The organism is Paenibacillus sp. Marseille-Q9583 (genome assembly GCF_976954365.1).
Map to the genome: position 1 here is coordinate 22,472 of NZ_CDRJTB010000024.1, position 12,038 is coordinate 34,509.

At 43.3% G+C, this 12,038-nt stretch carries 11 protein-coding genes; 3 read left to right on the forward strand and 8 right to left on the reverse strand.

The window, feature by feature from the left end:
- Window positions 1-3: 3 nt before the first annotated feature.
- From pssA to ACWNM1_RS13405, 8 genes are all read right to left on the reverse strand, one after another.
- Window positions 4-528, reverse strand: coding sequence for a CDP-diacylglycerol--serine O-phosphatidyltransferase (pssA, locus tag ACWNM1_RS13370; RefSeq protein ID WP_449601299.1), 525 nt, complete (start codon window positions 526-528; stop codon window positions 4-6).
- 41 nt (window positions 529-569) lie between these two features.
- A complete protein-coding gene (locus ACWNM1_RS13375; RefSeq protein WP_449601300.1) occupies window positions 570-2,324 on the reverse strand; it encodes an ATP-binding protein in 1,755 nt (584 codons plus the stop codon).
- Window positions 2,321-3,001: a response regulator transcription factor gene (locus ACWNM1_RS13380; RefSeq protein ID WP_449601301.1), complete on the reverse strand. Its 681-nt coding sequence runs from the start codon at window positions 2,999-3,001 to the stop codon at window positions 2,321-2,323. The genes ACWNM1_RS13375 and ACWNM1_RS13380 overlap by 4 nt, the downstream gene beginning before the upstream one ends.
- A 164-nt stretch (window positions 3,002-3,165) precedes the next feature.
- Complete coding sequence (locus tag ACWNM1_RS13385; protein ID WP_339248482.1) at window positions 3,166-4,494, reverse strand: hemolysin family protein; 1,329 nt, start codon at window positions 4,492-4,494, stop codon at window positions 3,166-3,168.
- 51 nt (window positions 4,495-4,545) lie between these two features.
- A complete protein-coding gene (gene yfkAB, locus ACWNM1_RS13390) occupies window positions 4,546-5,682 on the reverse strand; it encodes a radical SAM/CxCxxxxC motif protein YfkAB (protein WP_449601302.1) in 1,137 nt (378 codons plus the stop codon).
- 232 nt (window positions 5,683-5,914) lie between these two features.
- Entirely contained in the window at window positions 5,915-7,018 is a 1,104-nt protein-coding gene (locus tag ACWNM1_RS13395; protein WP_449601303.1) for an HD-GYP domain-containing protein, read from the reverse strand.
- A 145-nt stretch (window positions 7,019-7,163) separates the two neighbouring features.
- Window positions 7,164-7,991, reverse strand: a complete 828-nt coding sequence (locus ACWNM1_RS13400) for an undecaprenyl-diphosphate phosphatase (RefSeq protein WP_449601304.1) — start codon at window positions 7,989-7,991, stop codon at window positions 7,164-7,166.
- A 73-nt stretch (window positions 7,992-8,064) separates the two neighbouring features.
- Window positions 8,065-9,504 carry a bifunctional metallophosphatase/5'-nucleotidase gene (locus tag ACWNM1_RS13405; protein WP_449601305.1) on the reverse strand — a complete coding sequence of 480 codons (1,440 nt, stop codon included), beginning with the start codon at window positions 9,502-9,504 and terminating at the stop codon, window positions 8,065-8,067.
- A gap of 136 nt (window positions 9,505-9,640) precedes the next feature.
- Here ACWNM1_RS13405 and ACWNM1_RS13410 point away from each other — a divergent pair, with 136 nt between their 5' ends.
- The 3 genes from ACWNM1_RS13410 to ACWNM1_RS13420 all read left to right on the forward strand — a co-directional run bounded on the left by ACWNM1_RS13410 (window position 9,641) and on the right by ACWNM1_RS13420 (window position 12,028).
- The gene (locus ACWNM1_RS13410; RefSeq protein ID WP_449601306.1) at window positions 9,641-10,354 is read left to right on the forward strand and encodes a molybdenum cofactor biosynthesis protein; all 714 of its coding nucleotides are present in this window, start codon (window positions 9,641-9,643) and stop codon (window positions 10,352-10,354) included.
- A 77-nt stretch (window positions 10,355-10,431) separates the two neighbouring features.
- Window positions 10,432-11,472 (forward strand): HD-GYP domain-containing protein, encoded by a 1,041-nt coding sequence (locus tag ACWNM1_RS13415; RefSeq protein WP_339246409.1) that lies wholly within the window; start codon window positions 10,432-10,434, stop codon window positions 11,470-11,472.
- Window positions 11,473-11,779: 307 nt separating this feature from the next.
- Entirely contained in the window at window positions 11,780-12,028 is a 249-nt protein-coding gene (locus ACWNM1_RS13420) for a DUF7667 family protein (RefSeq protein WP_449601307.1), read from the forward strand.
- Window positions 12,029-12,038 lie beyond the last annotated feature (10 nt).

The following is a 12,038-nucleotide window of genomic DNA, read 5'->3' on the forward strand; positions in this document are numbered from 1 at the left end:
GTATCACTTCCTGTTGAAGGATTTTTTAAGGGACGGAAATGGGATACGACTGACCATCATTACAGACAGTATTGCCATTAATACGATGACCAGTCCTGGTTTCATGCGTTCATCTAGTAAAGAAATCATCGACAGAATGACTCCAGCAGCAGTAATGGGCATCCCCACGAACCCTTTGGTAGGCGCCGACAGATTAAATCTGGCCAAACGAAGTGCGCCACAGATCAAAAAAAGAACCGAAACTGCAGGTCCAATCCAGTGAGCATCTTCTAACCTATACAACAAGATCAGGAAGGTTGGCGCTAAACCAAATGATATAATATCCGCCAATGAGTCCAATTGCTTACCGAATTCACTGGTACATTGCAGTATTCTTGCCAGCAACCCATCGAGTACATCGCATATTGCCGCAAGCAATATCATAAATAAAGCCAGGCTGTATCGTTCTTGAATCGTGAAATACAAAGATAGTGATCCGAGCCCCAAGTTTGCAAGTGTGCACATTGAAGGCAACCAATTCAATTTCATACGATTTCACCCCTTTCATTGTAGTATTTTTGTTGATCCTTTTAACCTTCAAAGGTCACAGTAAAGCTGACGCCGTTCTCCGTATTTTTCACAGTATAAAGACAAGCGTGCATATCTAATATTCGCTTCGCAATGGAAAGCCCCAGACCTGTACCGCCCGTCATTCGACTGCGAGATGGCTCAGACCGATAGAACCGTTCCCAGATCTGCTCCAGCTGATCTTCAGGGATTAATTCTCCAATATTTTGAATAGTGAATACAATAGTCTGGGCATGACTCTCAATATTGACGGTGATAGAACTTCTTTCTTCCGCATGTCTGATAGCATTGGTCATAAAATTCAGCAGAACTTGTTCGATCCAGTTCACATCAGCATATATCGGTAATTCGTTTGCAGGAATAATGATGACCTCTAAATGTTTTTCACTCAGCAAGTGAACCAGCTTGTCCGTCACCTTTTCCGTCAGTTCACTTAACATAAAGGAAGTTTTCCGAAGTTTAATCGTGCCCGACTCCAACCGTGCTAGATCTAGCATATTTTTAACAAGAAACTCCATTTTATCTGCTTCCTCAATAATCACCTTAATGTAGTGATCCTGCTTGCCGGCGCTAACGCCATCTTCTAATCCCTCGGCAAAACCTTTGATAATACTGAGCGGTGTCTTCAATTCATGTGAGGCATTGGCAAAAAAGTCCTGCTGCATGATCTCCATTCTTTGTTTCTGCTCCATATCCTCAACTAGCTGCTGATTGGCCTCTCTTAACTCTCGTAAAGCAGAATCCAGACTTAGTGATAAGGTGAACATGCTATTAGAAAGACTGCCTAGCTCATCCTTCTGCCGAATCGATGTGTCCCCTGTAAAGTCCAGAGAAACCATCCGTTTGGCTATGTTGTTTAACTTAATTAGCGGACGCGTTACCATTTTCGAAAAAAAGAGAGAAAGAACCAAAATCAGAACAATACCGCCTATTCCCAGATATAAAAAGAACCAACGCAACGCCTCGTTCGAATCCTTGACTTCCTGTAATGAGGTGACTGTGAATAGTAGTTCAATTTCTCCGGTACTTTGTTTAAGAGGCAAAATAATCACAGAATTACGACTCCCGCTCCAGGGAGCAATCCAGTCCTGCTTCTGCATTTTCAAATTTTTGAAGTCGTCTATCTGCGCCGGTGTCAAAGGAAACCATTCCTCTAGAGCCTCAAACAGTATTCCCTGGCGTGGATTCCATATTTTCATATCAGGCAGTACAATTTCTGCAACTGTACCAGATGCGTGAATCATCCCGGTCTCTTCCGTATCCCCTATTGTTCCGCTCCCTTTTTTTGTAATACTTATGGGATAGAGTATAACGGGTGAAGAACTGTCTTCATCCAGAAGTTCGCCTTCAACGCTCAACTGGTCATCTACTTTTATGTTTGCTGCTCTAAGCGCATCTCCGTACTGATTCATGAATAGGGATAAAGAAACAACCATACTCTTTCCGTCATCATCAATTAACTTTATATGAAATGGATCTTCCGAATTCATTTTTCCATCCAGCTTCAAAATAACCATTTGTGTTTTATTCCGCAGCATAAACCGAACGAGCTCCTGGGAGGTTCGAGTGCTTCCCCACGGCTCGCTTATATATCTTGCAGCAAAGCTCTTAAGATGTTTCTCCACGCGGTTTTCTTTTTGCTTCTGATAAAAATTGTCAAACAACAGCAATTGGCTTAGAATGACCATCCCATAAAAGCAGAGGAAAAAGATAACGGTCATCACAAACAGTTTAAAAGTAATTCCGCGTCTTCTCATGCCTCTTCCTCGAACATGTACCCTGTACCAATCACCGTACGAATAAACCGAGATTCATAACCCAATTTACTTCGCAGCTTTTTAATATGACTGTCCACAACTCTAGAATCTCCTTCAAATTCAATTCCCCAGATCCGACTAAGGATCGTATCCCTTGAAATGACAATCCCTTTGTTTCGTATTAACAGCCATAAAAGATCATATTCCTTAGGGGTAAGCTCCACTTCCGCATCTTCTACCTCTAAGCGATGAGCTAAGGTGTTAAACATCGCGGAACCAAATTTTATTATGCTGGATTCAGGCTGATGGGAGCCTTCAACACGCTTCATAAGTGCATTTGCCCGGGCTACCAGCACCTTTGGACTAAATGGCTTTGTAACATAATCATCCGCTCCTAATTCAAAGCCGTAGATTTTGTCGTCATCTGTAGACTTGGCGGTTAACAAAATGATAGGTACCGCTGATTTTTCACGAACTTCACGGCATACTTCAAAGCCATTCATAGCAGGCATCATGATATCCAAAATCAGCAGATCCGGCAGTAGTGAGTCAAACCAAACCAATGCATCTAATCCATTATCGGCTTCGAGTACTTCCCAATCATTCTGTATGAAATAATCAGACACCAGTTCACGAATACGAATTTCATCCTCAACGAGAAGAAGCTTCTTTTTCAATCTAGACCCCGCTTTCAAACCTTTTATAAATATTAGCATAGTCGAACGCTATGTCCTTTATGTGTCCACAAAAAACTCCTCCTGTCATGAGCCATGCAGCTCTAGCAGGAGGAGTTCATTTTATCCCTGAACATCCGGAACAATACTTTACTAATTTCAATAGGTTATTCTTTATTTCCGTCCGGCTCTGATGGATTTTCTTCGTTCTCAACAGGGGGTTCCCGATGGATATTAATTCGAGTGATCCGCAATCTTGTCGATTCCTCGACTTCAAATATCACATCTTCTACTTTAACCCGTTTTCCTTTGGTTGGATTCCCCTCCAGCTCCTTAAACAACCAGCCACCAATGGAATCCACTTCATCATCCTCGATCACTACACCCGTAAGATCATTGACATCTTCAATCAACATCCGGCCTTCAACGGAAATATAATCTCCATTGCGCTCCACACTCGGACGCTCATCTTCGAATTCGTCATGCAGATCGCCTACGATTTCTTCCAGAATTTCTTCTGCTGTCAATAGCCCGGCTGTACCGCCGTATTCATCGACAACTAGCGTTAGCTGAGCTTTATTCTTCTGCATAAAACGAAGCGTATGGCTAATCTCCATCGATTCCGGCACGTTAAGGATTGGTCGAACCAGCGTCGTAAGATCATTCTGCTGCTCAGGTGGAGCAAACAGCAGGTCGGTAATATGAATAAAACCGATAATTCGGTCCTTGTCTTCAAAAGCAACCGGATAACGTGAATGTCTTGTTTCGGTAATAATCTTCATATTTTCTTCGAGCGAAAGATTGCTGTACAGCACATCCATATCCGTACGAGGCAACATGACTTCACGAGCGAGAAGATCAGAGAATTCAAAGATGTTATCCATCAGCTTCATCTCATCTTTATCAATGACACCACTCTTAGCACTCTGATTCATCAGGATACGAATTTCCTCTTCCGAGTGGGCTGCCTCACTCTCATTCGCGGGCTCAACACCCACTAAACGAAGCAATGCGTTCGCCGATGCATTCAGTATCCAGATAAAAGGCATAAAGAGATTATAGAAGAACATCAATGGTGCCGAGAGCAGTAGCGCAGATCCTTCTGTTCTTTGAATCGCAAGTGATTTCGGTGCAAGCTCACCAAGTACAATATGTAAAAATGTAATAATCGAAAATCCGATAACAACAGAAACAGTAGAAATCAGAGTACCGTCGGTAATCCCCATTTTATACATTAAAGGTTCAACGAGCAGCTCTGAAATGGCCGGCTCACCGACCCAGCCTAATCCCAGTGACGCGAGTGTAATCCCAAACTGGGTGGCAGATAAGTAAGAATCCAGTCTCTTATTTACCTTGAGTGCATATCCAGCCATTTTATTACCTTCACTGACAAGTTGGGTCAGACGAGACTGCCTGACCTTAACTAATGAGAACTCCGCTGCTACAAAAATACCGTTCAATAATACGAGCACCAGAACAAGCAAAAGATTAAGCATTAATCTCCCTACTTCAAATTCCGTATGCGCCACTTTAACAACGCCTCATTTCTACAGATTGATCGCTTTTCTAGTTTTGAAATCAACTTCCGGATAATACATATCCGCTACTAACAGGTTAGGTCCGCAACAACCTGCTGCATCGCAGTAACAATTCACCTTCTGGTTCAGCGGATGCTTCGTCTGCCAATCGATAAATATATCATCCAGTTTTTGGTTGTCTATGTTACCAAAGGCTGCGATATCAGCGAAATCTGTAACGAAAACATCTCCAGTAAACATATTAACGTTCACACGATTCCGACCATCCGGATCGTTACGAAGCGTAACATTCTTCTCTGCGCGCATTCTACTTAGCAATTTCTGATCTTCTTCAAGGAAGCTGCAAGCAAAAAACGGAAGCGTGCCGAACAACATCCATACCTCTGGATCACGCTGGTCCAGTAACGAATGGATCGCTGTCCGCATTTCATTTAAAGATAACACTGGCAAAGCGGAAGCAAAGCTCGAATTGTACATCGGATGAACTTCATGGCGTTTTGCTCCCATGTCGAGAATCAGCTTATGAATTTCAGGCAGCTTAGTGTGGGTACGGTAATTAATCATAGTTTCCGCAGAAATTAACATACCATCCTCACTTAGCCTTCGAGAGTTCTCCATCATTGTATTATATAGCCGGTAAGCAGCTTCCTTAGCAACCGCATGACCACTGTTCGCAAAACCGACTTCATGAAAATCGTCACCGTTCACATAATTAAATGAAATATGCATAACGTCCAGATATGGAAGCAGCTTCTCATAACGGGAATATGGCATCGTCAGATTAGAATTAATTTGTGATCTGATTCCCCGCTCTTTGGCGTATTTCAACAATGGTACAATGATATTATCCACCGTTCCGGCGCGGAACATGGGCTCTCCACCCGTAATACTAATAGTTTCTAGATGCTCAACTTCCTCTAAACGGTCTAGCATATTCTTAAGCGGTAGCATATCTCCTTCTTTGGAGGTTAGACTATCACCAACAGCACAGTGCTCACACCGCATATTGCATAAATTGGTTACAGTGAATTCCACACTCGTTAGCACATGGCGGCCATGCTTACGTAGAGAAGTGATTGGATCCCATGGATCGTAACTTGGCGACAGCTCCCTCGGTGAAGATGTTAATGGTCTTAAAACATTCATTTGTACTAGCTCCTTTAAATCTTATTCCTATTATTAACCCAAAATCATGAAGAAAGAACGATGACTTACCCTATATCATACCACGTTAGTCAAAAAAACTGCACTTATGATGTCTTTCTGGCCTTCTATACTTGCGCTACATTTCAAAAAAAATAAAAGCAGCGAGACGAAAAATAGGCTTCCGACATATCTTCGGACAAGCCTAAACTTCTCTCCACGCTGCTATAAATAATCAATTTGGCGTTTCCAGAGAACCGCCTTGTTCTGCGACGTCAATAATAACAACGGAGAGGGCTTTACTAAGATCTCGTTCAAACGGTACGACTTTCTCTCCTTCAGGACCCGTAAGCACACGTACGGTGGGTCTGTGAGGCGTACTTGGATCTATTTTGACCACAACCCCGCTCTCCCCCGTACTGAGCTTCAACGTAAGCCCCAGCGGATAGATAGCTACGCGATCTCTAAACAACTCTAAATGCTTCTGCTCATATAAAGTACCGGAACCAACATAGAGGGCCTCAACGGCTTGATGTGGCAGCATAGCCTTTTTGTAGACTCTATTGGAGGTCATGGCATCGTAGGAGTCCGCTACACCCAGCCACTTGGCATATTCATGGATTTGGGGTCCTGTTAATCCGCGAGGATATCCGGAACCGTCAATGCGTTCATGATGCTGCAAGGCACAATGTGCTGCGAGCAGCGGGATATTCGGCTCCTCCTTTAGAATCTGAAACCCAATCTCGGTATGAGCCTGCATGTGGCGGAATTCTTCATCACTGAGCCTGCCGGGTTTCTGTACGATTTTTATCGGGATTTGTGTCTTCCCAATATCATGCAGCAGCGCGCCTAGCCCAATCACTCGAAGTTCCTCTTTACTATACCCGTGAGCAATACCAAGCACTAAAGTGTACAAGCAGACATTCAGGGAATGGACATATAAATAGTTATCAGCAGTGTGCATATCCATCAGCATGATCATCGGATCTTCTTGTAAAGACATATCGTCTAAAATGTTATCCATGATCTTAGAAAATTTTTTGTCCAGATGATACAGACCCTTGGTAATTCCTGAAGCCCCAGACATTTGCTGAAATTGATTACGAATCACCTTTAGGGCCTGATTGCGCGTCTCATCCTGTAGAATACCAGTAATCACAATATCGTCCGTGACAGAATCCTCTATGTAGATATAGCCGATATCAATTCTTGCAAGACGCTTGATCAATGCATCCGTAAGCTCCACCCCGTCCGCGAGTAGAGTTAGACCTTCATCATTATATATTTTTTTACCTAATTTCATGCCTGCTTGAAGCTGATTCACGGATACTAAACGCACTAAACTCACTCCTGCCTTTAACGGTAAAATGCTATTCTGTATTGAAATCCTTGGGTCACACGCTTTGTCTATACCGTTTTGATGGACATTCAGACAGGTGTACCTTTAAGAAAATCAGATGTGTCTAGGTATATGCCAATGGACATTAACGCATAATAAACAACCAGAATACAGCAGCAAGTATGAATCGATAGATCGCGAAATGCGTTAATCTAATTTTCTGAATCAATTTCATAAACAAAATGACTACTATATATGCCACTACAAAAGAAATCAAAAATCCAATTACAAAATAACCAATCGACTCACTTGTGAAATCTTTATACGAATCCAGCAGTTCATATCCGGAAGCCGCACACATGATAGGAATCGCTATGAGGAAGGAAAAATCCGCCGAGGCCTTATAGCTGACCCCGCTTAACATCCCTCCAGAAATCGTAGACCCGGAGCGGGAGAAACCAGGCCAGAGGACCGAAATAATCTGATACAATCCAATCGCCAGCGCCTGTCTGTAAGACAAATCATCCAGTTCGTGAGCAGTAATCCGTATTTTTCGTCTGTTCACCCATTCTGCTACAATCATTAGAATCCCTCCGGCCACAAGCGCCCATAGCACAGTGGAAGCACCAAAGAGACTTTTGATAAAATCACGGGCAAAAAATGCCACAGCAAGCGCTGGGGCAATCCCAAGAATCACATGAATTAAATTCAGACGGGATGCCGGCATAACGCCTCCTCTGCCCGAACTACTACGTCCTATCCCTAGCAAATTAAGCACACGCTTGCGGTAAACAAGTGCAATCGCCAAAATCGCCCCTAGTTGAATTACAATTTCATAAGTCTTCATAATCGAATCTTGCTCAGCGAAACCCAATAGCTTCGTAGTCAAGATCATGTGTCCGGTCGAAGATACAGGAATAAATTCAGTGATCCCTTCGACAATTGCTAGAATAATAGCGGTAATCGTGTCCATAACTGTCCTCCTATTTTTGGAAATCTAGCACTGTTAAATCGAGCCTATAAGTGTAGATTATGAGCTGTTGGCCTTATTCAGACTTAGCCTCCCAGCGAGTAAGCAAGCATTCATCGAGGCTGTTTGGACGCTGTAACTCCATTCGCAAGAGATCGCGCAAAAAATGTGGTAATAGAAACAAAGCATTCTTCCCATTTGCGATCGTCTCATAGCCTGCCTTGAAAGTAAACATGTCCAGCGTACCAACATTATACTCTCTTTCATCCTCCAGTGGGTTTCCTTCGACAAAAACTGCAACACTCTTATCATACGGTATCTTTAGTGGGTCGTACAAGATTTTTAATCCATCTACTGCCAAACTGCCCAGATGAATCCCGCGGAAACCGTACCCGTAAATGACCTTACTATAAAACTCCTCTGTAAGGCTCTGTTCCAAAGCTGTGCGAATATCTATACCCTTCAGCTTAATGATGCAAGTATTGATGGGAGAAGGACAAAGTGCGTGCAGCATTCCTGTCGTAACCTCGCCTTCCGGCAATGCTCCTAGCAGCTGACCCGTGTTAACTAATGACATACTAGTTCCTGTAAATCTACGTACTGCTTGTGCCAAAAGATTGCCAAAGGGGGACTCTCCCCGCAAGTTCAAAGGAAGCTCACGGTCAGTAATCGCAGCGATCGTCTGAAGAGATTCTTGGCCATGCTTCAAATGAATAGCGATTGCAGGACCTATAACCTCCTCCTTCAGAAGGGGGTCAATAGGAATACATTCACCCCTCACTAAGCTGAAATCAGACTGAGGATCTAGTCGCTCAAATTGTAGGCGCCCGAGATACCGACCGAATTTCCCAGCACCGCATACGGCAGTACCATTAATCATAATAGGCTCTTCTAACAGATGGTGCGTATGTCCACCAAGAATGGCATGTACGCCCTCTAACCGTTCTGCCAGAATTTTATCCGTAGGAAGTCCGAGATGAGATAGAACGATTAAAATATCCACCTGTGGCGCTAAAAGTAGGCATTGTTCCCGGAGTGCAGTCTCAGGATCTAAAGCATCCCAGCCCAAAAGGGAATAGAACGAAGTAAATGCCGCTGTTGCTCCGGTCACTCCAATTCTAATTCCATCCTTCTCCAAGACCGCATGACGCTTCATCCAGCTTGGTGGCTCTCCTGTCGAAGACTCTACAAAATTACAGCATACTACCGGACACTGTAACCCGGAAAAAATAGATGACAACATCTCCTGAGAGAAAGTGAGCCCCTCATTATTGCCAATGGTTACAGCATCATATCCTGTTAAGTTTAATACGTCGATGTTAGCCTGACCCATAGTGCCTTCTGTCTCAACAGCTGCACGATCCATATGATCACCAATATCCAGTAGCAGTACAGGCTCTTCTCCCGCTGCAGCCCTTTGCGCGTATATTTCCGCTGCCACCGGACTTACCATTTCAAAATGGCTATGTATATCATTGGTATGAAGTATGGTCAGTCTTTGCGGCACATGCCCCATAAGCAACATTCCTCCTACCCTTGAGCTGCTCTTTAATGAAGCAGTCGGTGCGTGATCTTATAGAGCCTAGCATAACATTTTCAGACACATTATGGTATATTGAAGACATCAGATCATACATCAGAGGAGAATAAAAATGCATATTACTATCCGACTATTCGCGGGTCTGGCTGAGACCATCGGCTCTTCTTCTCTGTCCTTCCAAGCGACTGAGATTCCCTTAACAGCTGGCAAGCTGAAGGAGCTTCTATCTGCCTCTTATCCGAATGCAGCATCCCAAATTGGTGCTTCTTTAATTGCCATTGACCGGGAGTATGCTCCTGATGATTCTATCATCACAGTGTCTTCCGAAATCGCACTTATTCCTCCAGTTTCCGGGGGAGAGAATGGCACTATATATGAAGCTACTATTGATGGCCTCTATAGCATAACGGACCAGCCTTTAAGTGCAGAGAAGCTTCTAGATGCCGTTCTTGACGTCAATCACGGAGCATCCTTATTATTTATCGGCACTACACGTGAAATGACCGGAGAACAACGTACAACCGCGCTTCATTATGATGCCTATATTCCTATGGCCTTAAGTAAACTAGAGGAGATTGGTAAAGAGGTGAAGAACCGCTGGAACGCAAACTGCGCCATATCTCACCGTATTGGGCTTGTAGGTTTAAAGGAAGCAAGTGTTATCATTGCCGTCTCCACACCCCATCGCGATACCTGTTACGAAGCCAGCCGCTTTGCCATTGAACGATTGAAACAGACGGTTCCCGTTTGGAAAAAAGACATTAATGAATCGGGCCAACATTGGGTGAACTCTGATCAAAAAGCTAGCGATACCATCCACAAATAATCTTTTCTCCTTTTTGATTGAAAAATCTGAACTTTGTTGATATTCTGGATAAAATCGGATAAAAGGTGGCATAGGCATTGAGAGTACACGTCTCGGATCTAAAACCTGGTAATCACCTTAACGCGGACGCATATAGTTCTAGGGGTTTACATGTACTACCAAAAGGATCACTGCTCCAAATAAATGATATCGCCAAGCTGATGCAGCTTGGAGTTGATTATGTTGATATCGAGACGTTAGAGGAAGAGGTATCCCCCCTCAGCAGACCTTCAATTATTCAGACGGTAACCACTAGTTTTGATACCATGATTGACGGCTTCGAGTCTCTTTATATGGAAGCGTTATTAAAAGGAAGCTTCAACCAATCCGTGGTAAACGACATTCTTCAGCCTTCGCTTCAAACTTTGGACAAGCATAAAGATGTAGTGTCCCTCCTGCTTTTGCTAGATCGGGAAGATAACTATACCTATAATCACTCCCTTCAGGTAGGCATGCTCTCTTATTATATTGCGATATGGCTTGGTTATTCCAAACAAGAATGCTATGAAATTGGTCGTGCAGGATATTTGATTGATATTGGAAAATGCCGAATTTCACCCTCTCTCTTGAATAAACCAGGGAAGCTAACGCCAGATGAGTTCGAGGAAATTAAACTACATACTAAGTACGGCTACGAAATTATACGTAATTCCATGGATGATTCTTACACAGCTTTGGCTGCTCTCCAACATCATGAGCGTGAGGACGGCTCTGGCTATCCGAGCGGTCTAACCAAAACCGATATTCATCCTTATGCACAAATTGCAGCTGTAGCTGACATTTATAGTGCGATGACTTCTAAACGAGTCTATCAGTCGAAGCAAGAGCTTATTTCCGTCCTGCGTGAAATAAACAATCTAAGTTTCGGTAAATTGAACGCTAAAACAGTACAAGCCTTTATCCAGCATTTAATGCCCAACTTCATCGGCAAGCGTGTGTTGCTGAACACAGGTGATATTGGCGTAATTATTATGAACAATCTGGTCGATATTTTCCGGCCACTGGTAAAGGTTGACGGAATGTTTGTGGATCTTTCCCGCGAACGGAACGTTGCCATTGTAGAAATTTACATGGACTAGGACACTTCGATTCATGATCCCCCCTTTTCTTTCGGGGGGAATTTTCTGTTGTATTTTGTGAGCGGTAAAGGAGCTTTCTATTGTAGATACTGCAATAGAAAGCTCCGAATCCAGAATGCTAATTCCGTACCTTCTTTAATCTGTACCTTCCTAAATTCTTCCTTCCTACAAATCCCCAACAGTTTCTTCCATTGCTCGAAACCCTTAATCATTTGTAACCTTCCTATCATTATTCTCATGATGATTGAATTACAATTTTCTTGGCGAGACTAATATGTGGCTTAACTATTTCTAGGAGGTAAAAAGTATGCTTCCAGTCCATGAACGTCTTGCCGAGCTGTTCACTCTAAGTCGTCTACGCCAGCTTACAGCCTCCGAAGAAACGGAACAACAGCAATGCCTTCAGGTGAATGCCTCCTACTGTTGGGAGATGGCACGACTACAGAATGAAATACTGTTAGCGGAACAAACAACGGATACACAGTGGCATCAGGATATTTGTGCCCAAATGTTTGAGCTACGTATAACGGGTAGATTACCTAAACGCCCGAAATAATTAGACGTAC

What these genes read in the sequence shown, in the direction of transcription:
- pssA (WP_449601299.1), bottom strand. Translation starts at nt 528, where the DNA reads ATGAAATTGAATTGGTTGCCTTCAATGTGCACACTTGCAAACTTGGGG.
- ACWNM1_RS13375 (WP_449601300.1), bottom strand. Translation starts at nt 2,324, where the DNA reads ATGAGAAGACGCGGAATTACTTTTAAACTGTTTGTGATGACCGTTATC.
- ACWNM1_RS13385 (WP_339248482.1), bottom strand. Translation starts at nt 4,494, where the DNA reads ATGCTTAATCTTTTGCTTGTTCTGGTGCTCGTATTATTGAACGGTATT.
- yfkAB (WP_449601302.1), bottom strand. Translation starts at nt 5,682, where the DNA reads ATGAATGTTTTAAGACCATTAACATCTTCACCGAGGGAGCTGTCGCCA.
- ACWNM1_RS13400 (WP_449601304.1), bottom strand. Translation starts at nt 7,991, where the DNA reads ATGGACACGATTACCGCTATTATTCTAGCAATTGTCGAAGGGATCACT.
- ACWNM1_RS13405 (WP_449601305.1), bottom strand. Translation starts at nt 9,504, where the DNA reads ATGGGGCATGTGCCGCAAAGACTGACCATACTTCATACCAATGATATA.
- ACWNM1_RS13410 (WP_449601306.1), top strand. Translation starts at nt 9,641, where the DNA reads ATGCATATTACTATCCGACTATTCGCGGGTCTGGCTGAGACCATCGGC.
- ACWNM1_RS13420 (WP_449601307.1), top strand. Translation starts at nt 11,780, where the DNA reads ATGCTTCCAGTCCATGAACGTCTTGCCGAGCTGTTCACTCTAAGTCGT.